The following is a 25,133-nucleotide window of genomic DNA, read 5'->3' on the forward strand; positions in this document are numbered from 1 at the left end:
TAGGTACATTAATAGTCGTTATGGAAAATAAAATGTATAACAAGGGTAAATCTACCTTCTTGTTGCTGTTAGCCGTTGGACTGGTTGGCTGTTCAAGTGCGCCTGATGAAGCAGTAACAGGACAAGAAACAAATCAAACGACTTCTGATGTGTATGACCCGTTGGAAGGCTTTAACCGAACCATGTGGGAACTCAACTACGAATATTTAGATCCGTATTTGGTTCGTCCTGTATCACTTGCGTATGTAGAATACACGCCAGTTCCTATTCGTTCTGGTATCGCTAACTTCTTATCGAACTTAGATGAGCCAGCAAGCATGGTTAATAACTTAATCATGGGTAATGGTACGAAAGCCGTGGACCACTTTAACCGTTTTTGGATTAATTCGACGTTCGGTATTTTCGGTTTATTCGATATTGCAAGTGCCGCGGGTATTACGAAGTACGACGAGAAAGCGTTCAGTGATGCAGTAGGCCACTATGGTGTTGGAAATGGTCCTTACTTCATGGTTCCAGGTTATGGTCCGTATACCTTACGTGAAGTGACAGATACCGTAGATAGTACGTATTTACCCCTCTCTTATCTCAACTTCTGGGCGAGTTTGGGTAAGTGGGCGTTTGAAGGAATGGAGAAGCGTGCTTTATTAGTACCGCAAGAAGCGCAGCTAGACTCGTCGCCGGATCCATATATTCTAACTCGCGATGTTTATATCCAGCGTCAAAACTTTAAAGCAGAAGTTGAAACGGTAGAAGAAGTTAACATCGAAGAAGAAGAGTATTTAGATGAATATCTAGAAGACTTTTAAGCGTTGTTCTTCACAATAGAGAAATGAAAAAAGGCTTAGCTGATGCTAAGCCTTTTTTGTATTTTGCAGCTTGGTTAGAAACGGTAGTTTGCTTGAACACCGATTAGCCAAACATTACCCGTAGTTTCGCCTACAAATTGGCCGCCGACTTGTTCTGCAGTGTCGTCTGACTTGTAACCACGAGACTCAACGATTGGTGCGTCTTTCGCAAAAATATAGGTGAAGCCAGCGTCTAGGCTGAAGTCTTTCGTCCAATCGTACGTTGCGCCAATACTTAGCCAAGTGCGGTCAGTTTCTGGAATAGTGATCGTACGGTTTTTGTCGCTTACCGCTGAAGTATCGTATGCAATACCAGTGCGTAGCGCTAGCTTAGGATTAAGCTGGTAAGTAGCACCAACAGCAAAGCGATAGTTGTCTTCCCAGTTTTCTACTTTAACCATATGCGTGCCAGCAGTATTTAGACGTGCTTCCAATTTCTCGAAAGAGCTCCAATCCGTCCAGTTAACGCTTGCGTGTAACGCAAGTTGGTCTGTTACTTGGTGGAAGCTTGCCAACTCAGCCGTTGCAGGCAGGTTTAGATACATGTAGCCGTTGTCGCGTTCAGAAGTACCGAAGCCAAAACCAAGACCTTCAGCATGGCCTTCAAGCTTCAGTTCAACTTCAGATTTGTACGCGAAGCCGATACGGTTATTTTCATTGATCTGCCATGCTGTACCAACTTGCCAGCCCCAAGCGGTATCGTCACCTTCCATGTATTTTAGAGCGGTACCTTGAGGAACACTGATTGGTTGATTAGTTTCAGGATTTAACCCTACAACGTTATTCTTAGGAGCTGCTGCGCCAAAGCTGCCTTCGCCGATGATGTAACGGATACCACCACCAACGCTGATTGATTCATTGACTTTGTAAGCTGCGTTTAAGTTCGCTTCCATTGTCGTTACGCTTGCTTCGTTACCAAAGTGCGATGCACCAAAGCCTTTACCTAAATCGGTTTCCATGCCGTAGTTGGTGCCAAATGCCAAACCAATCGCGAATTTCTCATTATATTGGTGTGATAGGTAGAAGTTTGGAATGATTGCATCATGTGCGAAGTCATCTGAAGATGCAGAAGAAGTGCTACCGTGGAAGTTTACATCACCTTCAATATCAATATTTGGGTTCACATAGATTGCACCAACGGACACTTGAGTGCCTTCCAAATAAGTTAGCATTGCTGGGTTACGCCATTGTGCACTTGCGTTGTCAGCCATTGCAGCTTCACCAGCATATGCTCGACCTAGGCCTGTTGCAGAATATTCAGCAAGTTGGAAACCTGCTGCGTTAGCCATGCCCGTTGTGCCAAGTAGGCTTAATGCCACTGCTGTTGATAGAAGAGTCTTGTTGGTTTTCATTCGAATGTTCGCTGATTTGTTTATAACGTGGGACGAAAGTTTAAAGGTAGAGTTTTTACTTTAGAAATGAAAATCCAGCGTAAGTGGTCATTTGGAATATTATCCTTTCAAATGTTATTTGTGCGGTTTAATAATCTAACTGTGAAAGGCTTGTAAACGGAATTCAGCGAACAGCTGTGCGTCCTAATTGTGAGATTTAGATACACGTGTTCACTCAAATTGAGTGGGCAATAAATCGCAGATATGAAAAAAGGCTGGAAATCCAGCCTTTTATATAAAGTATTTTTCTACTAACTAACAGCGAAGCGTTTAGAAGCTACGGCTGTATTGTAAGCCGAATAGAATTGCATCAGCATGAGTTGTTGCTGTTACACCGGTAGAAAGACCAGGAGCTAATTGAGTATTCTCATTAACTTTTACATCTTCACCTAACAAGTACGTGAAGCCAAAATCGATGTTTGAGCTATTATCAATATGGTAAGAGAAACCTGTGGAGAACCACTGGCGATCCGAGTCTGGTACCGAGATAGACGTTACTTTATCTTGAGCGCTTGTGTCGTACATGTAACCAGCACGAAGTGTCCAGTTGTTGTTTAAGTAGTAAGTACCACCAATTGCGTAGTGCCAGCCATCTTGCCATTGATAGTCTTTCGAGTAACCACCTTTAAGTAAACCCTGATTTAGGTTCTCAAAATCAATTTGGTCGAAATCTTTCCAGCCGATGTATTGGATGCTGTAGTGTACAGCAAATTTAGTGTCTTGGATTTTGTGGAAACCGGAAAACTCGGCCATATCTGGTAGAGGTAGCGTGATTTCCTGACCTTTGTCGTCTTTCGCCGTAAATTCAGGGCTGTAACGATACGCTAGACCAAAACGGTTGTTTTCATCTAGTTCGTACACAGTACCTACGTTAAAACCAACAGCCCAACCATCAGCTTTATCTACGTCCAGAATTTTTTGACCGCCAACCCTTGGGACTGAAGAGCTAGTTGTACGCTTCATTGTGCCTTGGCCGTAGATTAAATCTAAACCAGCACCAAAGCTCCATTGTTCGTTTAAACGGTAAGAACCCGCCAATCCAAAGTTGAAGCTTTTTACATCCGTAAGACCACCGTACTCTGTTGCGGTGTAGTTATCTGAAAATTCAGTTTTAGTGCCGAAATTAGAGTATGCGTTTACGCCCCATGCAAACTTGTCATTTACTGGAACGATTAGGTGAATGTTTGGAGCTATTGACGTATCACCCACATCATCAGTATCAGCAACACTTACAGTATTGGAGCCCAAAGGAGTATTAACGTTATATTTCGCATCTTTCACTTCAATCATTGAAGTAATGCTTTCGAAACCTAGCGACAGTTCCATTTTATCAAACAGAGCCATTGCTGCTGGGTTACGAGCCATTACTGCTGCATTATCTGCGATTACCGCATCACCAGCAAATGCACGGCCGATGCCAGTTGCTGATTGAGCGTTGATTTGGAAACCCGCTGCCATCGATTGACCTGAGGCAAAAGCTACCGTTACTGCTAGGAGAGTCTTTTTAAACAGACGCGTGTTCTGAGTCATTTGTTTTTCCTTATTAGATTCGTCTCTTTGGACGATAAATTGAGCTTTTGCTCAGTGGCGCAGATAGTAGTATCAATAGTTGCTTGGACAAATCCGACCATTGGATAAAATTGAATAAAAATTGCAGAAATGATGTCTAAAAGACGGGAAATTGCACTTAAAATGCATAATTTAGAGTTTAAGCTCTAAATGCGATAGGGGTGGTGAATGTTTTGTGTTATATTTATACAAAAATGCCGCTAAATAAGATCATTTAGCGGCATTTAACCTTTTGAAGGCTGGAAATCGTCGAAGTTGTTACATCGGCTTAATCATTGATGCAAGAGTCGTAGCGAGCGCATCAATATTTTCACCTTCTTCCCCGACTAAAATCAGGCTTGAACTCCCGACGGGCTGAACGATTCCGGTCATGCCATCCTTACTAAAGTCGGTACTTTGTTCGCTTGGAATACCAGTAATAAATAACGTTACTTTACCTTTTGGACCTTGGAACACCATATGCACCGCATTGGATTCGCCAAAACCGCAGTGGTTTAGGTAGTAAACGTGATATGGAAAGTTTTCACTAAACTGGTAATGAAATGGCGACATTTTCGCATTAATTTGCGAGCTCGGTACATCCTCATCAAGATGACGAACAAACGGTTCTTCATGAATAACGTGTTTCATCGCGGTATCCGCTAAACTGGCTTGTGCTGGAGACACCAAAACATTTCCCCAGTTTACTTGGCCAACTAATAATCCTGCGGTGAACGCAATAGAAGCGGCAAGTGCCATTGCTTTGCGGACAAAGTTTGGTCTTACGACCTTCTCTTCATCAAGTGCACTCGACGTCTGGCTAAATAAAATCTTATCTGCGAGATCTTCGGGTACATCCACATTCATGGCTTGTTTAATTTTTACATCGAGATCCAAAACGTCATCAACAAACTTATTGTTGGCGTCGCTACCAGCTAAAGCTTGCAGAATCTCTTCATCCTTTTGTTTTGGATCCGACAAAATACGACGACGAAATTCTAAATCATCCATTCTTTTGTCCTCTCTTAGTATCTTGAGAATCCAACATCTCTTTAAGTTGATTACGAGCGCGAAATAGTCGAGTCATCACTGTGTTTTTATTTAAATCAAGAATGTCGCCAATTTCTTCTCCACTGAAACCACCGACAACTTGGAGAAATAAAGGCTCACGGTATTCAACATCGAGCTTCATGATCTGTGCCTGCAGCCATTCTTGCTGATGATGTGAGTCATCGCTGACTTTAGCATCATTGCCGTAATCATCGATATCAACTAAATCAAATTGTTTACGTTCGAAGCGGCGCGCATTTTCTCGTCTCAATATTGTGATGAGCCAAGACTTGGCAGCTTTTTCGTCCTGGAGGCTATCGAGTGACTTCCAAGCTCTAAGACAGGTTTCCTGAACTAGATCTTCCGCGACCGCTTTATCTTTGCACAACCAATATGCGTAGCGGTACAAGTCACGATGATACCCTCGGACGAGCGCTTCGTATTTTCTTTGCTTGTCCATATCAGAGTTGACCGGACTGTTGGAATTTTTCTTTCCAAACATTTTTAATATGGCCACAGGAGCCTCCATCCTCGCTCTGTGAGTTTCTTATTTGTTCTGAGCATGACTTTACTTGCTTCATCGCCTAGCGGTTTTGGTTGCAGGATTTGTCATGCAACCCCTTTGACACAATAAGCCATGTGGTTACCTAAAAGTGTATACGCAAATGTCAGATATCATCGAACACGAATTGATATATATTGTTAACAATATCATCATTAGTAATCAATGGCTTGGATAAGTTCACTCGATGGAGCATTAACAGGGACTTCTGATGGTGGATTCTTGAATTGTTTTGAATCAATAATCGCTCTAGGTGAGCTTAAAACTCGTAAAATCACTATAAAATTGATCTATTTCAAAATATCAAGCAGTGAAGGGGTTATAGTACACCTTGTCATCTCGTTAGTCATTGCGACTAACATGTTGAGCAAGATGACACTTCCTTTTGAAGGCTGACTTTACTTTCTCCTAATCAGGAAACTGATTACTTTTCAATTGGCGTAAGTTAATTGTTTTATAGATATTCCGACCACACAGTTATGTGTGGTTTTTTTTTGCTTCGATTTTACTTTCCGTATACCTCTTACCGTTTTAACTCTCTATAGTTAACCATTAGTAATCGCATAAGAATCAAAGAAGTAGAGTAATTGAACTACTTGCTTCACGTTTATTTAAACGCACGTTTGATAAATTTAACAAATTCATTACAATGCATCAGGTCAGACCTCTTGTATTTAAGGAGAAACAATGGGCAAGCAGGAAGTAAAAACACGCAATGGTGAGCGTGTCGCTATTGTCGCGGGGCTTCGAACTCCCTTTGCTCGTCAAAGCACGGAATTTAGCCAAGTGCCAGCGGTCGATTTAGGGAAAATGGTAGTAAGCGAAATGCTTGCTCGAACAGATATTGATCCGAAGCTAATCGAACAAGTGGTATTTGGACAAGTAGTACAAATGCCTGAAGCGCCAAACATCGCACGAGAAATCGTGTTAGGCACCGGTATGAACATCCATACTGATGCTTACAGTGTGACTCGAGCGTGCGCAACGAGTTTTCAAGCGGCAGTTAATGTCGCAGAAAGCATCATGGCGGGAACCATCGATATTGGTATTGCTGGCGGTGCAGACTCTTCTTCCGTCCTGCCTATTGGCGTATCAAAGAAATTGGCCGCTAATCTGCTTGCTCTTAGTAAGACAAAAACAATGGGTCAGAAGCTTAGTATCCTCAAAAACTTGAGCTTTAAAGACCTGATGCCAGTGCCACCAGCAGTAGCAGAGTACTCTACGGGTTTATCCATGGGACAAACTGCAGAGCAAATGGCTAAAACACATGGTATTTCTCGCGCAGAACAGGATGCGCTTGCACATCGTTCTCATACGCTGGCTTCTCAAGCTTGGAAAGAAGGAAAAATCCAAGATGAAGTGATGACGGCTTTCCCTGAACCATACAGAAAGTGGATTTCGGAAGATAACAATATTCGTCATGACTCAACGGTTGAGGGATACGCGAAATTGCGACCTGCGTTTGATCGTCAGTATGGCAGTGTTACGGCTGCGAACAGTACGCCATTGACTGATGGTGGTGCGGCAGTGATGTTGATGCGAGAAGGTAAAGCGAAAGAGCTCGGAATGGAGATTCTTGGTTACATCCGAGGTTATGCATTCTCTGCTATCGGCGTGGAAAAGGACATGCTGATGGGGCCGACTTATGCCACAGCGAAAGTGCTTGAAAATACAGGCTTGGAACTGTCAGACCTGACGTTGATCGACATGCACGAGGCCTTTGCTGCTCAAGCATTGGCGAATGTGAAGATGTTTGCTTCCGATAAGTTTGCTCAAGAAAACCTTGGTCGCTCAAAAGCGATTGGTGAAATTGACATGGATAAGTTCAACGTGCTTGGCGGATCAATTGCTTATGGTCACCCATTTGCTGCGACTGGTGCGCGTATGATGACGCAAACCCTACGAGAGCTAAAACGCCGTGGCGGTGGTATTGCATTGAATACCGCATGTGCTGCTGGTGGTCTTGGTGCGGCAATGATTCTGGAGGTTGAGTAATGAGCGAGCAAAAAGCATTTAGTCTAAAGGTTGATGAGCAAAATATTGCTTGGTTAGCCATCGATGTTCCTAATGAAAAAATGAATACGCTGCAGGCGGCTTTTGCTGACGAAATGAAAGAAATTTTTGCTCAGCTAAAAGACTCCAGTGGTATTAAAGGGATGATCATCCACTCCCTAAAACCGGACAATTTTGTTGCGGGTGCTGATGTTCGAATGCTAGAAGCATGCACCACAGCAAGTGAAGCGGAAGCCTTAGCAAGGCAAGGTCAGGATTTATTCCAGCAGCTATCGGACTTACCTTATCCTGTCGTTGCGGCTATTCATGGCCCATGTTTGGGCGGTGGTTTAGAACTGGCTCTTGCATGTGATTATCGTGTTTGTACGGATTCTGACAAAACGCGTTTAGGTCTGCCAGAAGTACAACTTGGTTTATTGCCAGGTTCTGGTGGTACTCAGCGTCTGCCACGTTTGATTGGCCTGTTACCATCGTTGGACTTGATCCTGACGGGTAAACAACTTCGTGCGAAGAAAGCTAAAAAACTGGGCGTTGTGGACGCCTGTGTGCCGGACACCATTTTGCTCGACGTAGCAAAACAGTTTATCGACAAAGGTAAAAACAAGGGTACGAAAAAGCTATCGACGAAAGAAAAGGTGATGTCTGGTAGCGGGCTAGGGCGCAAGTTTGTATTTGAGCAAGCTGCGAAGAAAACGAATCAAAAAACCCGTGGTAACTATCCAGCAACGGTTGCAATTCTAGAAGTTATTCAACATGGCTTAGAGAAAGGCTTCGCTAAAGGTCAAGAACTTGAAGCGAAGCGCTTCGGTGAGCTTGTGATGAGCTCAGAGTCAAAAGCGCTCCGTTCGATCTTCTTTGCCACAACAGAAATGAAGAAAGAAAATGGCACGGATGCGAAACCAGCACCAGTTCATAAAGTTGGTGTGCTTGGTGGTGGTCTGATGGGCGCCGGAATCAGCCATGTGTCTGTTGCAAAAGCAAAAGTACCTGTTCGCATCAAAGACGTTAGCAACGATGGCGTTTTAAATGCGCTCAACTACAACTACAAGTTATTTGAGAAACAGCGCAAACGTCGCATTCTATCCAAGGCCGATCTGCAAGCGAAAATGCTGCAACTGTCTGGTGGTGTCGATTTTACCAGTTTTAATCATATTGATGTCGTAATTGAAGCGGTTTTTGAAGACTTAGATCTTAAGCAAAAAATGGTGGCGGACATTGAAGCAAACGCTAAGACAGAAACTATCTTTGCGACCAATACTTCTTCGTTGCCTATCCACAAAATTGCAGAAAAAGCAGAGCGTCCAGAAAACGTAGTTGGTTTGCATTACTTCAGCCCAGTAGAAAAAATGCCTTTGGTGGAAGTGATTCCGCATGAAACGACGTCAGATGAAACCGTTTCAACAGTTGTTGCACTTGCTAAGAAGCAAGGTAAAACCCCGATCGTAGTGAAAGACAAAGCGGGCTTTTACGTGAACCGCATTCTTGCTCCATACATGAACGAAGCGGCGCATATTTTGTTGGCTAACGAACCGATCGAAAAGATTGATACGGCGTTGCTTGACTTTGGTTTCCCTGTCGGCCCGATTACCTTACTGGATGAAGTCGGTGTCGACATTGGCGCGAAAATTATGCCGATCCTGGTTAATGAGTTAGGTGACCGATTCAAAGGGCCGGATGTGTTTGATATCTTGTTAAATGATGGACGTAAAGGACGCAAGAGTGGTAAGGGCTTTTACACTTACAAGGGCAAGAAGAAAGATGTCGACAAATCGGTTTACAAACTGCTTAAACTCGACCCTAAATCTAAGCTAAGCGATAACGATATTGCGTTGCGCTGTGTGCTGCCAATGCTGAATGAAGCGGTACGTTGTTTGGATGATGGCATCATTCGCTCGCCACGTGACGGTGATATTGGCGCGATATTTGGTATTGGTTTCCCACCGTTCTTGGGTGGCCCGTTCCGTTACATGGACCAATTTGGTATTAAAGAGCTCGTAGAGAAAATGAATGAGTTTGCATCGAAATATGGCGATCGTTACGCGCCGTGTGATGGTTTGCTTACTCGAGCTGGTGAAGGGACAACGTTTTATTAAACGTTGCTTCGGTAGAGAAAAAGGCTTGCCAGTGGCAAGCCTTTTTCATAAATAAGAAATGGTTACTTCTTCTTGTCTTTCTTATCTTTATTGTGGCCTTTACCAGGGTTGTCGTCCCCATGAACGCTGCTATTACCTTTTTTGTCTTTATCATTCCACTGTTTTGAAGAGCAATCATCTGATTTGATGGATACATTGTCTCCGCTAAGGCGCACACAGTCGTCACTTAGTTCGAAACCATCGCCTTTGACTGAGATTTCAGCGTAAGCAGATGCCTATGGCAGTATAAGAGCCACAAGTAAAAGTGCTTTTTTCATGATTACCTCATTAAGTTATTTTTAGTGCGGTAATTAGAGATAAGCCGCAATGGCGTAATTTCAATTTTCTGCCAATTATGGTGCCGATTCAATCTATGAGACCGACAACCTCATGGGTTTGTAGGTACATTCTAGTAATCGACAATTTTATTTCTGCGCAACTAGATCACCCCAAGCCGCAATCTTTTGGCCGAAGTTGGAACTCTTCAATTGATCCAATTTCTTGTCCTAGATGGATGCGCGGAGCCTCCGAATGCGCTTGACCTTGAGAGTGCATGATCAAACGATTTGCAGTACGAGGTTTCAATTCGTTCACAACGAAGCGAATCATGTCTGCGCGCGTCAGCTTCTTCAACTCCGTAAGTACCTTGTCACGTTGGTTAAACTCAGTGTCTTTGTTTCCTATTGCAACCCAAAGACGTTGAGCTCGTCCTCGAAGAGTGGTGTCAGGCGTTGCTATTTGGTTCCACAAGCCGCGCTTACTGCTGTGCCATTGGTAATCGTTTAACTCTAACAACACCATATAAAAGGCATTTAAAAACTCATCGATTGAGGTAACCAGCTCGGCAGGTGCTGCATTAGGTGACTGCACATACAGTACAATACCAGGGTGACGATTTAGCGGCATATTGCCAGTGCCTACCATGTAACCTAATTGCTGCTTGGTACGGATTTCGTGGAAAAACGTTGCCGACATAAGGTGATTGGCCAATGAGTATAGCGCGATACTGCGAGGCTCAATATCCTCGCACTGGTGGTAAATAACGACTGCGGAATCTTGCTGATTACAATGCACCTCACGTTGAAAACTGCCATTTTTACCTAGCATAATGAGCGGACGAAGTGCCTCTTCATAACGTTGCTCGTTAACTCTTAGAGCATCCTTCAAGGTCGTAGCCATGTCATGGGCTTGCTGGCGTTGCCAGTCTCCGTAAACAAACATTTCAACGTGCAGTTCTGCAAGAATGGATTCTACGAATACCGAGAGTTCATCGACTTCGATTTCTTCTAGCGCTTCGACTAAGGTTGCGAAAGGCGGGTTATTGGGTTGAAGTAACCCAGTAAGTGCGTTAAACAGCTGAGAAATAGGGCGATCTTGTGAAGCATTTCTCCAGTTTCGTAACAGTTGTTGTTTGATGGTTTCAAAGCGAGCAGGGCTGAAATCTCGAGAAGCAAAACGGTGCAGAATCATTTCCAGCAACTGAGGCAGCTTTTGACTGAACCCAGAGAGGGTTAAGGTCACGCCACCTTGGTGAGCGTACATGTTGTAACCCATCCCTGCGATTTCTGCTTGATAGGTTTCTTTTGCTAGCGAATCGAGGAACATCTCTACACATAAGCGCGTTTTGACGATGTTCTTTGGTGATGCAACGGCATGAGAGCTGTCGATAGCGACATAAACGACACCTTTAGGCACGCGAAATTCGTCATCTTGCAAATGCCACAGCCGAAACCCTTCGAGATCCTCAATCAACTCTGGCAGTGAATCACCATTTTCGAGTGGCATGGGGTCGAGGTCGTAGCAAATATAAGGGTTCTTTTCCGGTAAGACGAATTGCCAGCTTGGGTCGATTTGTTGATAGAAACGACGTTGGTCTTCACTAAAAGGTGTGACGGAGTACGGGGTAAAGTACCATTCGGCAGTACGGTTGTATTCCAGGCCTTTAGCAATCAAAGTGACGCGTACATTATCGATGGTTAAGTATCGCAGCAATGAACGCTGTAACTCCTCATCGTAGCCCGCCATTTTGTAGTCACCATAAACCGTGTCTTCCGGTTGATAGTGCTGCATGTTGATCACCAGATGGCTGACGAGATCCATTGGGCGCGATGGCTCTTGGAAGCGGAAAGCCGATTCTAATACCGCTTGTTTTTCGAGATAGCGCCATTCATCTAACCCGTCTTGTTTGATCATCGAGAGGTATTGAAAAACCGCTTGAACGATATCATCAACATGATCTAAGCCGTTTGGCGTCAGGGTGCAGCTTACGGTAAAGTCTCGGTAGTTACTGCCACTCGCGCCGCCGCCCGCTGAGAGAGAGGTAATCCAGCCTTTTTCTTTGAGTTGAAGCATCAAACTGCCTTCTCCTTCATAACCCAACAGGTGAGCAAAGTAGGAGAGTGGCTTCACGCTATAATGCGCATCCATTCCCGGCATGGGGAATGTGAGAATCAGTTTACGGAACTCTTTGAGCGGCTCGACTTGAACCAAAATGCCCGTGCTTTCCTCAGTGCCTATCGGTACATCAATCGATTTTCCACGAAGGTGGTGATTTGGGATGTCGGCAAACATGGTTTCTACCCAAGCTTGCTGTTCATCGAGCGACTGTGGCCCAAATAGAGTCAGTGTCATCAAATCGGCGGAATACTGAGAGTGGTGAAACTCCACAATTTCGTCGCGGATGGATTTACCATCTCGGTCGCCAAGAGTATCTAAGTTTCCGACAGAGAATTTTGAAAACGGGTGCTCTGGATTGATGACTTCTTTGTTAACTTGATACAGGCGACGAGAATCATCATTGAGTTTGAGCTTGTATTCGGAGTCGACAGCCTGTCGCTCTTTGTCTAATGCTTCTTCGTTAAACAAAGGTGCGGTAAAGAATTGGCTAAATCGATCTAAGGCACTTTCAAAGGCATTTGGAGCAATATTGAAAAAGAAACAAGTGTGCTCTGTACCAGTCCAAGCGTTGTTTGTTCCACCGTGTTGGCTAATATAGCTTTGAAACTCGCCCACTTTAGGGTATTTTTCCGTACCCAAAAAAAGCATGTGTTCTAAATAGTGTGCCAGACCTTGGCGATCGTTTGGGTCGTCGAAGTGTCCAACGTTCACTGCCAGAGCAGCTGCCGACTGTTGAGCTGTATCGGAATGAATCAGCAGTACACGCAGTTCATTGCTCAAGGTAATGTAGCGGTATTGATTTGAATCGTTAGGACTTAGATGCACGATGCGTCTCCAGATTTCGCATTACAGTAATTTAGGCTCCCCTCGCGGGGGGCGCAAAGTTTGCGTTTCGACAAATACTGCTTGCCGTATTTTTGTTATTCGTAGACTTCTGCACAGGCCCATCGCGTTTGCGTATGGGGAAGAACTGTTTGAGTGAATGCTCTGAACTCATTGCACAGTTAAATAGTGTGATGAACTGAGTACATTCTTTTAATAGATTGTTAAGAAAGTCGCTATCTTTAACAAGCGAATTGGTATAATGAACAGATAATTATATCAGTATTTTTGTTTCGTCATTGTTAAAGTTAGCCCCGTCTATCTAATAAAGATAGCAGTCAACCTTTTGGTAGCGTTAGCTATCCCTAGGAAATAACATGAAAATATTCATCATGCGTCACGGTGAAGCCGAGCATTTTGCAGATTCAGACGCAGCACGACAATTGACCCCAAGAGGCAGAGTCGAATCAGAAGCGGTTGCGAGAGCCTGTAAAGAACAGGGTTTTGCGCAATTCGATAAAGTGTTGGTGAGTCCGTACATTAGAGCTCAACAAACTTGGCAAGAGATCAGTGCGTATTTCTCTGCAAAAAGCATTGAAACTTGTGAAGATATTACACCTTATGGCCAGTCCGAGCATGTCTTCGATTTCGCAAGTGCGTTAATCGAAGTCGAACAATTGGACTCGCTTTTGTTCGTATCGCATTTGCCTTTGGTCGGTTATCTGACTTCAGAGTTTGTAAAAGACATGACACCACCGATGTTTCCTACATCAGGGCTAGTGTGCATTGAATATGATTTACAAACACAAAATGGTGAAGTGCTTTGGCATATTACGCCATAAGTGTCTAAACCAAAATAAGCGTTTGCAAATTAGAGACAGAATAAGAAAGGCAGGAGATCCCTGCCTTTTCGTTTCGTCGTGTCTACAGCAAGCCTGTTACTTTTCAGGAATAGAAAGCAACACTAACAACGCACCATCACCACCAAATTCTAGTGGCGCTTGGTGAAAAGCCATAACGTCAGGATGCTGTGCTAACCAAAGTGGGGCTTTCTGTTTCAGGATGTGTTTCCCAATACCATGTTGCACACACGCACAATGAATCTCGTTTTTGATGCAATAGGCTATCATCGCACCAAGCTCGCGTTTTGCTTCTTGCTGTGTCATGCCGTGCATATCGAGGAACACGTCCGGTACATACACGCCACGACGTAGACGTTTGACTTCATAAGTGGAGACGTCGTCACGTGCATAACGAGTTGGACCTTCATCGTTTAATAGAGGGACAAACTCGTCTGAAAAGTAAAATTCAGAGTCACTCGCTTCACGGTTGGAGCGCTTGATTTCTTTTTGCTTAGTATTTTTTTTTGGTTGCTGGATTATGGTATCCTGTCGCAACTTTTTTACGCCCTGTACTGCTTCCTGAAACAAGGCGAAATCGTCATCGTTCTCGGTGTCTTTTTTGCTCATTAGGTAAACAATTTCATTAATAAACTTTATTGGCAGTATTGTAGCGCTTTTCGGAGGCAATTTTGGATAAGATTTTTGTAGAAGAAGCGGTATCGGAACTGCATACCCTTCAAGATATGATTCGTTGGACGGTAAGCCGCTTTAATGCAGCGAACCTGTTTTACGGTCATGGTACTGATAATGCGTGGGATGAAGCTGTTCAGCTTATCCTGCCAACCTTATACTTGCCGATTGATGTGCCTCCGCACGTATTGAACTCTCGCCTAACGACAAGCGAGCGTCTGCGTATTGTTGAGCGCGTAGTAAAACGCATCAACGAGCGTACGCCAACAGCATACCTAACAAACAAAGCATGGTTCTGCGGTCTTGAGTTCTTCGTTGATGAGCGTGTACTTGTGCCACGTTCTCCTATCGGCGAATTGATTCAAGCGGAATTCCAACCTTGGTTGGTGGAAGAGCCTACGCGCATCATGGACCTATGTACGGGTTCTGGTTGTATCGCGATTGCTTGTGCGCACGCTTTCCCTGAAGCAGAAGTGGATGCGATCGACATCTCTACAGATGCTCTACAAGTGGCTGAGCAAAACGTACAAGATCACGGCATGGAGCAGCAAGTGTTCCCAATTCGCTCTGATTTGTTCCGTGATCTTCCAAAAGAGAAATACAATCTAATCGTGTCCAACCCACCATATGTGGATGAAGAAGACATGAACAGCCTGCCAGATGAGTTCACGCATGAGCCTGAGCTTGGGCTAGCTGCGGGTACGGATGGTCTAAAACTAGTGCGTCGTATTCTTGCTAACGCGCCAGATTATCTAACAGATAACGGCATTCTTATTTGTGAAGTCGGAAACTCAATGATTCATATGATGGAACAGTACCCAGAGATTCCATTTACTTGGATTGAGTTCGAGAACGGCGGTCATGGCGTATTTATGCTAACGCGTGACCAGCTGGTTGAGTGTGCAGAAGAGTTTAAACTGTACAAAGACTAATAGAGTCTTGCACTAAACATCAAAACACCGAGCTTTATGCTCGGTGTTTTTTTATGCATACCTCGCCGATATTAACTCTTTACATCAAAACGTAATAAAGCCACTATGAATCCACGAAGAATTGGAAAGCAGCTATGCTCTGTTTTGAGAGAGCGTGGCGATAAAAAACTTGAGGAAGTAATGGCAGGAAACAGTATCGGACAACATTTCCGAGTGACGACATTCGGGGAAAGTCACGGTATCGCACTGGGATGTATCGTAGACGGATGTCCTCCGGGGTTGGAAATTACAGAAGCAGATCTACAAATCGATCTCGACCGCCGTCGTCCAGGCACATCACGTTACACCACACAACGTCGTGAACCGGATGAAGTTAAAATTCTTTCTGGCGTTTTTGAAGGCAAAACCACGGGCACATCGATCGGTTTGCTAATTGAAAACACCGATCAGCGCTCAAAAGACTACTCTGACATCAAAGATAAGTTCAGACCGGGTCATGCTGATTACACTTACCACCAAAAATATGGCGTCCGCGACTATCGCGGTGGCGGCCGTTCTTCAGCTCGTGAAACCGCAATGCGTGTGGCTGCTGGTGCAATCGCGAAGAAATACTTAAAAGATGAGTTTGGTGTTGAGATTCGTGCTTACTTGTCACAAATGGGTGATGTATCTATCGACAAGGTAGATTGGAACGAAATCGAGAACAATGCATTCTTCTGCCCTGATGCTGACAAAGTAGAAGCATTTGACCAACTTATCCGTGACCTGAAAAAAGAAGGCGACTCTATTGGCGCAAAAATCCAGGTTGTGGCAACTAACGTGCCTGTTGGTCTTGGGGAACCCGTATTTGACCGTTTGGATGCAGACATCGCGCACGCACTAATGAGCATAAACGCGGTGAAAGGCGTGGAAATCGGAGACGGTTTCGAGGTGGTAAACCAAAAAGGCAGTCAACACCGTGATACGCTTGCTCCTGAAGGTTTTGGTAGTAATCATGCGGGTGGCATTCTTGGCGGTATCTCGACTGGTCAAGACATTGTCGCTAACATTGCGCTTAAGCCAACATCAAGTATCACTGTGCCGGGTGAGACCATCACAAAAGAAGGTGAACCAACTCAGTTGATCACCAAAGGTCGTCATGACCCATGTGTGGGTATTCGTGCTGTGCCTATCGCAGAAGCGATGCTGGCAATTGTGGTGATGGATCATTTACTACGCCACCGTGGTCAAAACCATGGCGTACAAACCGAGACTCCAAAGATTTAAGAGCTTTGTGTCATTCCAGCGAGCTATAGCGAGACTAGGAATCTAATTTCAGCACGATGAAAAGAGAAAGAAACATCTCTGACAACAGAGTGCTCGGATAATAGATCCTGAATCATGCTCCTTCGTCGCTGTTCAGGATGACTGAATATAAAATTATGCCACTCACTGAATCGCGGGTGGCACAATTTTATCAGGCAAACTTTTTTGTTTAAGTAGTTTTTGCTTAATGAATCGAGCCTTCGGTTTCCAAATGGAAAGAAGGCAGACGCCACTTAAAGCGCACTGCAGCCATACGCAGCATGTAACCAGTAACCAGTGTAATGATCGTGGCAGTGACATCGGGAACATTGAATTCTAATAGCGCTAAGTACATTCCTGATGCGATAAGAGCGACAGAAGCGTAAAGCTCTTCATGCAGTACCAATGGTGTTTGGCGACAGATTAAGTCACGAAGTAGCCCACCGAATACACCCGTTACTAACGCTGAAACCATACAAATACCAGGGTGCAAGCCCATGCCCATCGCAATTTTTGTTCCGATGATACTAAACACGATTAAACCTAATGCATCGAGGCGAATGAACAGACCTTTCAGCTTAATCACCCATTTCGCTAAACCTGTTGTTAGCACACCTGCAACACACGTAATTGCAAGGAACTCTGGGTTTTTTACCCAACCAAGAGGGTAGTGGCCTAATAGAATGTCACGTACGGTGCCACCACCAATGGCCGTTGCGCTGGCCACCAACATAACACCAAACCAGTCCATCTTTCTTCTACCAGCACTTAACGCACCTGTCATGGCTTCAGCCGTGATACCAATGATATACAACACACTTAGCAACATAGGGAAACACTCAACGTAAAAAGTCACTACGTTCTACGAGAATCAGCGTAGGCGAAGTAACAACACTTACAAACGGTTCTATCTCTCTTAAAAAGTGATTAAAACCAGCAACATGCTTGTAATCAAACGGCTTAAAAATAGCGGTTTGAACGGCATCAAAATAAGGCGAGAGTGTAGTGGTAAATAAGTACGCTGACGAATGAGAAATTGTATGGAGAAAGCGACCTTCAGATAAATTCAACTAATAACCAAAAATGTGGGGTTGCCTTTACCTCATAGCTAAAAACAGCGACAATATGCAGCGCATGTCAAACTGAAGTACAAACTCGACGATGACCCACGAATACCAAGACTTAATCACCATTTTTAATGACACCTTTTTAGAACAATTTAATACGAAATTAGAGTTAGGTGGTGATGAGCCTATTTATCTTCCTGCTGATGATGAACACCCTCATCATCGGATTATTTTTGCTCGGGGTTTTTACGCCTCTGCTTTACACGAGATTTCGCATTGGTGTGTGGCTGGTCCAGAGCGTCGTTTGCTGGAAGATTTTGGTTATTGGTATGAACCCGATGGGCGAACAGCAGAAGTTCAAGCGGAGTTTGAGAAAGTTGAAGTGCGACCTCAAGCTTATGAATGGATTCTGGCACAAAGCGCTGGCTTCCCTTTTACGGTGAGTTGTGACAATCTACACGGCGATTTTGAACCAGATAGGCTCGGCTTTATGAAAAAAGTGCATAAAGAAGTGCTGGGTATTTTGGACGTTGGCTTGCCTTTGCGAGTGAAAATGCTTTCTGATGCCCTGCGCGCATTTTATCAAACTAAGCCACTGGAAGCGTCGGACTTTTGCGTTAAATAACCACTAATAACCTCAGAGATACACCATGATTATTGAATTTGAAGAAAAACTACTGGAACTGATTGATGCTCGAATTGAAACAGCATCTGACGATGAATTGTTTGCTGGTGGTTATTTACGTGGTCACATCTCTTTATCCGCGGCGTCTTGTGAAGAAGAAGGGATTAGCGATATTACTGAGCTGAAGTCACGCATTGAGAGCAGCTTAGAAAATGCGCGTACCGAGTTAAGCCCGGCCGATCGCGTAATTGTCAGTGATTTGTGGCAAGAGCTCCAGGCTCAGGCTTAATCCCTAAGCAGCGTTCTCCCTTCATTTAATCCTAGTCATTTACTACTTCGAAAAATTCGAACCTCTCCATAAAATTTTTGTGGTTGTAGCGAAACTGTTCAACTTTTATTCTGATCAGCATAAAACGTGAACAAAGGATTACAACCATGAAAATTGTCGCATTTGGTGCATCTACCAGCTCTACCTCAATCAACAAACTACTTGCTACATACGCAGCAAATCAAGTCGAAGGCGCTCAAGTGAATGTTCTAGACTTAAACGATTATCAAGCGCCAATGTTTAGCGAGGACAAAGAGAAAGAAATAGGTCAAGCTGAAGGGGCTGTCGCGTTTTTACGTGACTTGGCGGAGGCTGACGCTCTCGTTGTTTCCTTCGCAGAGCATAACGGTTCGTACCCAGCGGCCTATAAAAACTTGTTCGATTGGGCGACGCGCATTGAGCGTAATGTATTTCAAAACAAACCTGTCGTTTATTTAGCAACTTCCCCAGGTCCCGGTGGTGCACAAAGTGTTCTTGCGGCGGCGACAGGTTCTGCTCAATTTTTTGGCGCGGATGTAAAGGCATCGTTATCTGTGCCGAGCTTCTACGAAAATTTTGACGTGGAATCGGGTAAGGTTGTAAACCCAGAAGTGGCAGAGCAAGTGAAACAGGCAGTTGCACTGCTGAAGTAATCTCAGTACGAGCAACTTAGTGAGTTAGCGATTCCCGACACGTATCACGTATCTGTGTCGGGAATTAAAACGAGAGAATACTCTTACAGCTCGGTAATGGCTTTGCCTTTTCTTAGTTTACGAACCCACATTCGACTTGGGTGAAGTTCGGTCAATACATCAACCGGTAATGGCAGCGGGTCCCCACAGATCTGGGAGGCCAACACTTCAGCTAATAATGGTGCAGAGCTCAGTCCACGAGATCCTAAACCTAAGAAGCAGAATAGGTTAGGGTACTGATGAATGGTTTCTACCTCTTCTGCTTTTTGATTTTGTAAGTTGGCGTATTGCGTTTTGATCGTCTCAAAGTCACCCACATTCCCGACAAATGGTAAGTGATCTCGGCTAACACAACGAATACCTTGGCGAGATTGATTATCAGTGATATCTACCTCTTTTGCCCATGTTTGATTCGGTACACATTTCACTAGCTTTTCCGCATTATCTTTTTGGGCGTTTTCATCAAATTCGTAGTCAAGGTGACTGCGGTCGTAGCTTGCACCGATACACAAGTGTTGATTACTTGGGTTAACAGGTGTCATGTAACCGTCGTAACACAACACCGTTTTCAGCTGACTCAGCGTTTCGGTTGCTGGCGCATGACTGACTTGTCCTTTCACTTGTCCCATTGGTAGGGAAGCGGTTTGACTCAATGTCTGGAACTCATGGCCGTTCGCAATTACAACCGTTGAGTGCTCAAATGTTTGACCACTCGCCGTTAGTAGCCAGAGCTGACGCTTTTCATCCCAATCTAATGCCTCAACAAGATGTTCAAACTTCGTTGAGAGTAACGACGTCTTCTCCAATTGTTTAATTAACCCACGCGTTAACTCGGCAGGGCACAGCCACCCTCCCATTGGGTAGTGCACAGACGCCATATCAATAGGTAACCCGATAGTGTTCGCAGTTTCCTCGGCGGACAGCTTTTGAATGAGCTCTGGAGTGAAGTTACCCGCAAGCATTTTCTCCAGTTTGTCTGTGGATTTGTCATCCCACATCAACTGAGTTACGCCACACCAGTCATGATCAAAATCGATCTCTTGTGCTGCTTGTTCAACAAACTGACGTGCGAACAAAAATGCAGGAGCAAACACACGCGAAACGCCAGTATGGGGACCGTTCAACAATGGATACACGGCCCCTTGACGATTACCCGACGCTCCTTTGGCTGGTTGTTTGTCTTTACAGTAAAGGGTGACGTTTTGGCCACGACGAACTAACGTTTTCGCTAACGCCGCGCTGGCTATACCACCACCAATGATGGCAATCGAATCAAGATTGCTAGATGCTGTGCGATTGAACCAAGGGAGATGGTTCGACTGCTTTTCACCTTGCTCCATAGAGCCGGCGATCATTTCTCGCTTAGTGCCGAAACCTTTCACCTTTTTCATTGTAAAGCCAGCTTCGTTCAAACCACGACGTACAAAGCCTGCTGCGGTAAACGTGGCAACTGTACAATCTTGCTTGGCTAGCTTTGCCATGTTGTTGAACAGGCCTTGGTTCCACATCTCTGGGTTTTTGCTTGGCGCGAATCCATCTAAGAACCAAGCATCAATCAAACCTTGTTCGTTGTATGGGACTTGCGGCATGCAGTCTTTAATGTCACCAAACCAAAGGTCGAGTGTGATTGCGCCGTCTTCTAAAACAATGCGATGACACTCCGGCACAGCGGCAGGGTAGTGCTTTTGTAACTTTTCCGCGTATTCAGCTAGCTCAGGCCAAGCTTCATGCGCCTTCTTTAAATCGGCTTTGCTTAATGGGTATTTTTCAAAGCTAATAAAATGCAGCTCTTTCAATGTTGCGTCCGGATGCTGACGACGAAACTCACTAAACCACTGGCATACTGCTAAGAAGTTTAATCCCGTGCCAAATCCGGTTTCACCAATGACAAAACGTCTTTGGTCAAATTCCTGCCATCTTTCTGGGAGATGATTTTGTTTTAAGAAAACGTAGCGTGTCTCTTCAAGACCGTTTACGTTAGAGAAGTAAACATCATCAAATTGGTCTGAAACCGGAGTACCAGCTTCGTTCCAACCAAGTTCTGCGTTTTTTATTGAAGTCATAATGGTGCAAATTTGTGATTTGGCGCGGTAAGAATGGGGCGATTGTACGAATTTATGGGAAAGCTGACCACTTTTGTTGACTATCTTAGTTATCATCTAGCGGATTTTTGAATTATAGGAATGTCATAATGAAACGAGTCGTAATCACCGGTATGGGTATTGTTTCAAGTATCGGTAACAACGTCGAAGAAGTTCTAGCGTCTCTTAAAGCGGGCAAATCTGGCATCACTGCATCTGAGCAGTTCAAAGAACACGGTCTTCGTTCGCAAGTATGGGGTGACCTAAAAATCAACCCGGCGGAACACATCGACCGTAAGCAGATGCGCTTTATGGGTGATGCGGCTGCTTATGCATACCTATCAATGGAGCAGGCAATCGCAGACGCTGGTCTTACAGAAGAGCAGGTTTCAAACGATCGTACCGGTATCGTTGCAGGTTCTGGCGGTGCTTCTGCATACAATCAAACGGTAGCGACAGACACGATGCGCGCCAAAGGCGTAAAGCGAGTTGGTCCTTACATGGTTCCTCGTACTATGTCTTCTACTGTTTCTGCTTGTCTTGCTACGCCATTTAAGATTCGTGGCGTGAACTACTCAATGAGCTCTGCATGTGCAACATCTGCACACTGTATCGGCCATGCTATGGAGCTTATTCAACTAGGCAAACAAGATATTGTTTTTGCTGGTGGCGGCGAAGAGCTAGATTGGTCTCAAACTATGATGTTTGATGCGATGGGCGCACTGTCAACCAAATACAATGACACGCCAGACAAAGCATCTCGTACATACGATGCAGACCGTGACGGTTTTGTTATCTCGGGCGGCGGCGGCATGCTGGTTATTGAAGAACTAGAGCACGCACTGGCACGTGGTGCGAAAATCTACGGTGAAATCGTAGGTTACGGTGCGACATCAGATGGCTACGACATGGTAGCGCCATCAGGTGAAGGCGCAATTCGTTGTATGAAGATGGCGATGCAAGACGTTGATGGTGTGGATTACATCAACACGCACGGCACATCGACACCAGTTGGTGACGTGAAAGAGCTTGGTGCTATCCAACAATTGTTTGGTGAGAACAGCCCTGCAATCTCTGCAACAAAAGCAATGACTGGCCACGCACTCGGCGCAGCGGGCGTGCACGAAGCAATTTACTCAACACTTATGCTAGACAAAAACTTCATTGCTCCAAGCATCAATATTTCAAACTTGGACGAAGCAGCACAAGGTCTGGACATCGTGACAGAAGCACGTGATGCAGAGCTAACGACCGTAATGTCAAACAGCTTTGGCTTTGGCGGCACAAACGCAACTTTGGTTATTAAAAAGTACCAAGGTTAACTGAATTTGTTGGCGCCTTGCGAGAGTACTGTAAACGCCAACAATCCAGTTTCCAGAGCTTGATCAGTCACACTGATCGAACAGACGCAGACTCTATCCCATGGAGAGCGGGATAGGATCCTTTTGTTCTGGAACTTTGCCCGGCTATTTAGCCGGGCTTTTTCTTTTCTCTGTTTCTGCTTTTCTCTAGGCTTCCCGTCAATCGATTCTATAGGAGTTACCTCCTTGAGGTTTATTGGTGTTATATCTTGAGATTTTTCGGGAAAAGGGCACAATCGCTTTAGTTTCGCATCTTGCGAATAAACGAACTCTTACAAATGGATGTTAGAACGCTGGCGCTATGAAAATTATTGTTGATGAAAATATGCCGTATGCTGAAGAACTATTCAGCCAACTCGGTAACGTAATTCTAAAACCAGGTCGTACACTGACCGCCGATGATTTAGTGGATGTTGATGCCCTAATGATTCGCTCAGTCACCAAAGTGAATGCTGACCTGATCAGCAAAGCAAACAAGCTGAAGTTTGTTGGTACGGCCACGGCAGGCATGGATCATGTTGACCAAGCACTCTTAAAAGAGAAAGGCATTTTCTTCACTGCGGCGCCAGGGTGTAACAAAGTGGGTGTGGCGGAATACGCGTTCAGCGTGATGATGGTGCTCGCTCAGCAACAAGGTTTCTCGGTATTTGACAAGACGGTAGGTATTATTGGTGCAGGCCAAGTAGGTAGCTACCTAGAGAAATGTTTGAAAGGCATGGGTATTAAAGTTCTCATCAATGACCCATTCAAACAAGAGGCTGGTGATCCTCGTAGCTTTACTCCGTTGACAGAACTGATTGAAAGCTCAGACATCATTACACTACATACGCCAATCACCAAAGATGGCCCATACCCAACGCATCATTTGATTGATGAGAAGGTATTAAATGGTCTCCGCAGCGATCAAATTTTGATTAACGCGGCTCGAGGTCCCATCGTTGACAACGCTGCTTTGAAGCAACGTCTTTTGAAAAATGATGGCTTTACAGCGGCACTCGACGTATTTGAATTTGAACCAGAGGTTGATATGGAGCTTCTGCCTCTGCTAGCATTCGCAACCCCTCACGTTGCAGGCTACGGCTTGGAAGGGAAAGCTCGCGGTACAACGATGATTTTCAACAGCTACTGTGAGTTCTTAAATAACGAATTACGTGCGCATGCCAGCGATTTACTGCCAACCGCGCCTGTTCCTACTATGGTATTGGACAGAGCTTGGGACGAAGCAACACTGCATAACATCACGCAGTTAATCTATGATGTGCGTAGAGATGACGCTCTTTTCCGCCGCGAAATCAGTAAGCCAGGCTCTTTTGACCTGATGCGTAAAAACTACTGGGATCGCCGTGAATACAGCGCTGTCACGCTAGTGGGTAACAAAACATGTAACCTTGCTCCATTAGCAGAACTAGGTTTTCAGATTGAGGTAAGTCAATGAGCCAGCAATATAATGTTGCCATTTTAGGTGCGACCGGTGCGGTCGGTGAAACAATTTTGGATGTGCTTCAAGAGCGCAAATTCCCAGTAGGCGAAATCTTCCTACTCGCGAGTGAGCGCAGCGAAGGCAAGACTTATCGCTTCAATGGTAAAACGGTACGCGTTCAAAACGTAGAAGAGTTCGATTGGTCTCAAGCGCATATCGCACTGTTTTCTGCTGGTGGTGAGCTATCAGCCAAGTGGGCTCCAATTGCCGCTGATGAAGGCGTGATTGTTATCGACAATACATCACACTTCCGTTACGAGTACGACATTCCTCTTGTTGTGCCAGAAGTAAACCCAGAAGCGATTGCAGAGTTTCGTAACCGTAACATCATTGCGAACCCGAACTGTTCAACCATCCAAATGTTGGTTGCACTAAAACCAATTCACGATGCGGTGGGCATTGAGCGTATTAACGTATCAACTTACCAATCGGTATCTGGTGCAGGCAAAGCGGGTATCGATGAGCTAGCAGGTCAAACGGCGAAGCTGCTAAACGGTCTGCCTGCAGACAAGAAGCAATTCTCTCAACAGATCGCGTTTAACTGTATTCCACAAATCGATCAAATGATGGAAAACGGCTACACCAAAGAAGAAATGAAAATGGTGTGGGAAACACAGAAGATCTTTAACGATCCATCAATCACAGTCAATCCAACGTGTGTACGTGTTCCTGTATTCTACGGTCACGCAGAAGCACTTCACATTGAGACTCGTTCACCTATCGATGCACAAGAAGTCGTTAACTTGCTTGAGCAAACTGACGGTATCGAAGTGTTCCACGGTGAAGACTTCCCTACACAAGTTCGCGATGCGGGCGGTAAGGACCATGTAATGGTTGGTCGTATCCGTAACGATATCAGCCATCATAGCGGCGTAAACCTGTGGGTTGTTGCTGATAACGTGCGTAAAGGCGCGGCAACTAACGCGGTGCAAATCGCAGAAGTTCTGATCCGCGATTACTACTAAGTCGCTTACAGTTCATTTCAAAGCCTCGCACAGTGCGAGGCTTTTTT

The 25,133-nt window shown here is 44.8% G+C and carries 21 protein-coding genes; 12 read left to right on the forward strand and 9 right to left on the reverse strand.

From position 1 onward, the window contains the following. Nucleotides 1–32 precede the first annotated feature (32 nt). Entirely contained in the window at nucleotides 33–806 is a 774-nt protein-coding gene (locus R7Z50_RS12680; RefSeq protein WP_005380523.1) for a VacJ family lipoprotein, read from the forward strand. Between the two features lie 74 nt (nucleotides 807–880). Here the strand turns inward: R7Z50_RS12680 and R7Z50_RS12685 are convergent, their stop codons facing one another. The 4 genes from R7Z50_RS12685 to R7Z50_RS12700 form a co-directional block, all read right to left on the reverse strand. Beyond that, complete coding sequence (locus R7Z50_RS12685; RefSeq protein ID WP_053304158.1) at nucleotides 881–2,197, reverse strand: outer membrane protein transport protein; 1,317 nt, start codon at nucleotides 2,195–2,197, stop codon at nucleotides 881–883. Between the two features lie 309 nt (nucleotides 2,198–2,506). Next, nucleotides 2,507–3,766 carry an outer membrane protein transport protein gene (locus tag R7Z50_RS12690; RefSeq protein ID WP_005384451.1) on the reverse strand — a complete coding sequence of 420 codons (1,260 nt, stop codon included), beginning with the start codon at nucleotides 3,764–3,766 and terminating at the stop codon, nucleotides 2,507–2,509. 297 nt (nucleotides 3,767–4,063) lie between these two features. Beyond that, nucleotides 4,064–4,795 (reverse strand): DUF3379 domain-containing protein, encoded by a 732-nt coding sequence (locus R7Z50_RS12695; protein WP_033907380.1) that lies wholly within the window; start codon nucleotides 4,793–4,795, stop codon nucleotides 4,064–4,066. Continuing rightward, the gene (locus tag R7Z50_RS12700; protein ID WP_005380528.1) at nucleotides 4,788–5,363 is read right to left on the reverse strand and encodes a sigma-70 family RNA polymerase sigma factor; all 576 of its coding nucleotides are present in this window, start codon (nucleotides 5,361–5,363) and stop codon (nucleotides 4,788–4,790) included. Before R7Z50_RS12700 ends, R7Z50_RS12695 begins: the two co-directional genes overlap by 8 nt. 720 nt (nucleotides 5,364–6,083) lie before the next feature. On the opposite strand from R7Z50_RS12700, the gene fadI reads away from it, so the two are divergent. Together fadI and fadJ are read left to right on the forward strand one after the other, a co-directional pair. Beyond that, nucleotides 6,084–7,391 (forward strand): acetyl-CoA C-acyltransferase FadI, encoded by a 1,308-nt coding sequence (gene fadI / locus R7Z50_RS12705; RefSeq protein ID WP_170893573.1) that lies wholly within the window; start codon nucleotides 6,084–6,086, stop codon nucleotides 7,389–7,391. Beyond that, the gene (fadJ, locus tag R7Z50_RS12710) at nucleotides 7,391–9,502 is read left to right on the forward strand and encodes a fatty acid oxidation complex subunit alpha FadJ (RefSeq protein ID WP_318149113.1); all 2,112 of its coding nucleotides are present in this window, start codon (nucleotides 7,391–7,393) and stop codon (nucleotides 9,500–9,502) included. The genes fadI and fadJ overlap by 1 nt, the downstream gene beginning before the upstream one ends. Before the next feature lie 62 nt (nucleotides 9,503–9,564). On the opposite strand, the gene R7Z50_RS12715 is transcribed toward fadJ, so the two are convergent. Beyond that, the gene (locus R7Z50_RS12715; RefSeq protein WP_318149132.1) at nucleotides 9,565–9,759 is read right to left on the reverse strand and encodes a CG2 omega domain protein; all 195 of its coding nucleotides are present in this window, start codon (nucleotides 9,757–9,759) and stop codon (nucleotides 9,565–9,567) included. Nucleotides 9,760–9,985: 226 nt separating this feature from the next. Beyond that, nucleotides 9,986–12,763: an insulinase family protein gene (locus tag R7Z50_RS12720; protein WP_318149114.1), complete on the reverse strand. Its 2,778-nt coding sequence runs from the start codon at nucleotides 12,761–12,763 to the stop codon at nucleotides 9,986–9,988. 374 nt (nucleotides 12,764–13,137) lie between these two features. Here R7Z50_RS12720 and sixA point away from each other — a divergent pair, with 374 nt between their 5' ends. Further along, nucleotides 13,138–13,602 carry a phosphohistidine phosphatase SixA gene (sixA, locus tag R7Z50_RS12725; RefSeq protein WP_005380537.1) on the forward strand — a complete coding sequence of 155 codons (465 nt, stop codon included), beginning with the start codon at nucleotides 13,138–13,140 and terminating at the stop codon, nucleotides 13,600–13,602. Nucleotides 13,603–13,698: 96 nt separating this feature from the next. Here the strand turns inward: sixA and smrB are convergent, their stop codons facing one another. Further along, nucleotides 13,699–14,229, reverse strand: a complete 531-nt coding sequence (gene smrB / locus R7Z50_RS12730) for an endonuclease SmrB (protein WP_005380539.1) — start codon at nucleotides 14,227–14,229, stop codon at nucleotides 13,699–13,701. Between the two features lie 62 nt (nucleotides 14,230–14,291). Here smrB and prmB point away from each other — a divergent pair, with 62 nt between their 5' ends. Next, nucleotides 14,292–15,224: a 50S ribosomal protein L3 N(5)-glutamine methyltransferase gene (gene prmB, locus R7Z50_RS12735; RefSeq protein WP_005380541.1), complete on the forward strand. Its 933-nt coding sequence runs from the start codon at nucleotides 14,292–14,294 to the stop codon at nucleotides 15,222–15,224. Nucleotides 15,225–15,404: 180 nt separating this feature from the next. After that, nucleotides 15,405–16,490, forward strand: coding sequence for a chorismate synthase (aroC, locus tag R7Z50_RS12740; protein ID WP_206970957.1), 1,086 nt, complete (start codon nucleotides 15,405–15,407; stop codon nucleotides 16,488–16,490). Nucleotides 16,491–16,713: 223 nt separating this feature from the next. Here the strand turns inward: aroC and R7Z50_RS12745 are convergent, their stop codons facing one another. Beyond that, nucleotides 16,714–17,337 (reverse strand): trimeric intracellular cation channel family protein, encoded by a 624-nt coding sequence (locus tag R7Z50_RS12745; RefSeq protein ID WP_005380544.1) that lies wholly within the window; start codon nucleotides 17,335–17,337, stop codon nucleotides 16,714–16,716. 332 nt (nucleotides 17,338–17,669) lie between these two features. Between R7Z50_RS12745 and R7Z50_RS12750 the strand changes: the two genes are divergently transcribed. The 3 genes from R7Z50_RS12750 (at nucleotide 17,670) to R7Z50_RS12760 (ending at nucleotide 19,160) form a co-directional block, all read left to right on the forward strand. Continuing rightward, the gene (locus R7Z50_RS12750; protein ID WP_005380546.1) at nucleotides 17,670–18,200 is read left to right on the forward strand and encodes an elongation factor P hydroxylase; all 531 of its coding nucleotides are present in this window, start codon (nucleotides 17,670–17,672) and stop codon (nucleotides 18,198–18,200) included. A 25-nt stretch (nucleotides 18,201–18,225) separates the two neighbouring features. Further along, nucleotides 18,226–18,489 (forward strand): YfcL family protein, encoded by a 264-nt coding sequence (locus R7Z50_RS12755; protein ID WP_017635933.1) that lies wholly within the window; start codon nucleotides 18,226–18,228, stop codon nucleotides 18,487–18,489. Nucleotides 18,490–18,635: 146 nt separating this feature from the next. After that, the gene (locus tag R7Z50_RS12760; protein ID WP_005380552.1) at nucleotides 18,636–19,160 is read left to right on the forward strand and encodes an NADPH-dependent FMN reductase; all 525 of its coding nucleotides are present in this window, start codon (nucleotides 18,636–18,638) and stop codon (nucleotides 19,158–19,160) included. Between the two features lie 83 nt (nucleotides 19,161–19,243). Here the strand turns inward: R7Z50_RS12760 and mnmC are convergent, their stop codons facing one another. Next, a complete protein-coding gene (gene mnmC, locus R7Z50_RS12765) occupies nucleotides 19,244–21,262 on the reverse strand; it encodes a bifunctional tRNA (5-methylaminomethyl-2-thiouridine)(34)-methyltransferase MnmD/FAD-dependent 5-carboxymethylaminomethyl-2-thiouridine(34) oxidoreductase MnmC (RefSeq protein WP_206970956.1) in 2,019 nt (672 codons plus the stop codon). 128 nt (nucleotides 21,263–21,390) lie between these two features. Between mnmC and fabB the strand changes: the two genes are divergently transcribed. From fabB to R7Z50_RS12780, 3 genes are all read left to right on the forward strand, one after another. Then, entirely contained in the window at nucleotides 21,391–22,602 is a 1,212-nt protein-coding gene (fabB, locus tag R7Z50_RS12770) for a beta-ketoacyl-ACP synthase I (protein ID WP_005380557.1), read from the forward strand. 340 nt (nucleotides 22,603–22,942) lie between these two features. Then, the gene (locus tag R7Z50_RS12775; RefSeq protein WP_132936864.1) at nucleotides 22,943–24,076 is read left to right on the forward strand and encodes a 4-phosphoerythronate dehydrogenase; all 1,134 of its coding nucleotides are present in this window, start codon (nucleotides 22,943–22,945) and stop codon (nucleotides 24,074–24,076) included. Continuing rightward, nucleotides 24,073–25,086, forward strand: a complete 1,014-nt coding sequence (locus tag R7Z50_RS12780; RefSeq protein WP_005380562.1) for an aspartate-semialdehyde dehydrogenase — start codon at nucleotides 24,073–24,075, stop codon at nucleotides 25,084–25,086. The genes R7Z50_RS12775 and R7Z50_RS12780 overlap by 4 nt, the downstream gene beginning before the upstream one ends. Nucleotides 25,087–25,133 lie beyond the last annotated feature (47 nt).

The organism is Vibrio sp. 1249-1, from assembly GCF_033340495.1.